General features: G+C 62.0%; 1 protein-coding gene. It reads right to left on the reverse strand.

Annotated elements, in window-relative coordinates; translation table 11 throughout:
- Positions 1–3 precede the first annotated feature (3 nt).
- Positions 4–867 (reverse strand): SDR family oxidoreductase, encoded by an 864-nt coding sequence (locus tag P0D89_RS53370; RefSeq protein ID WP_408379713.1) that lies wholly within the window; start codon positions 865–867, stop codon positions 4–6.
- Positions 868–1,031: the final 164 nt, after the last annotated feature.

Below are 1,031 nucleotides of genomic sequence, written 5' to 3' on the forward strand. Positions count from 1 at the left end.
CGCCTATAGCCAGCTGGCGGCCATTTCTTGCGCAAACTCGTCCAGTGAGCGCGGCGGGCGGCCCAGCAGCTGGCTCACCGCCTCGATGTCCTCGGGTGATGCGCACAGTCCGTGCTGTTGGTAGAACTCGTAGAACTGACGGTAGGGGAACACCAGGCTCGGGCCCATGAACGCATGGGTGCGCTCGAAGAGATCCATATCATTGCCGCCATAGACGATCTTCCTCTTCAGCGCCCGGCCCCACTTCTCCGCGCAGCTCGGACCGGTTTCCGCCTGCGGCCCGACGATGTTGTATGTCTTTCCCTCGTGGCCGCCCTGGGTCAGGGCAAGCACGGCTGCGGCGGCGATATCCCGGGCGTCGACCCGTGACATCCCGACAAAGCCCAGCGGCTGGGGATAGATGCCTTCGTTGATCATCGAGTCCTTGTACCAGATGTCGTTCTGGTAGAAGTTGTTCGGACGCAGGATCGTATAGCTCATCCCCGACACGCTGAGCGCCTTCTCGATCGGCAGTTTCGTTGCGCCGCCGATCGGCAGGAAGGCAGTCAGGTCCGCCTTGTGGGTGCTCATGTACACGAAGCGCTTGACGCCTTCCATGCGGGCCAGCAGGATCGCCATCACGCCTTCGTAGGTTTCGCTGGTGCCCGCGCCATTGAGCATGAACACCGACTCAACGCCGCGAAACAGCGGGCGCATCGAGTAGGGATCCTTGAGGTCGCCGTGCCGGGCGACTGCACCCTTCGGCAGGTCAGCCGCCTTGGCTTCGTCCCGGGTCACTACGCCGACCTGGGAGGCGCCGCTCTCCAGCAGCTTGCCGACGACGAGAGATCCCACGGTTCCCGTTCCTCCGATAACCAGAGTATTCATCCTTGTCTCCTTTCAGTGTGACTGTCAGTTAATGGTCACGACGATGTCGTTACCTGATTGATGTCGTTACCTGATGGGGCTACTTGTGCGATGCACGTAGGGTTGGAACGCCCCCGGGTGCCGACATCGACTTGCTTTACTGCCCGGCGCGGACGACTTCCCGG

The organism is Paraburkholderia sp. RL18-085-BIA-A (assembly GCF_046027075.1).
Classification (GTDB): domain Bacteria; phylum Pseudomonadota; class Gammaproteobacteria; order Burkholderiales; family Burkholderiaceae; genus Paraburkholderia.

Coding starts and splice junctions, on each gene's coding strand:
- P0D89_RS53370 (WP_408379713.1), bottom strand. CDS start 867: ATGAATACTCTGGTTATCGGAGGAACGGGAACCGTGGGATCTCTCGTC.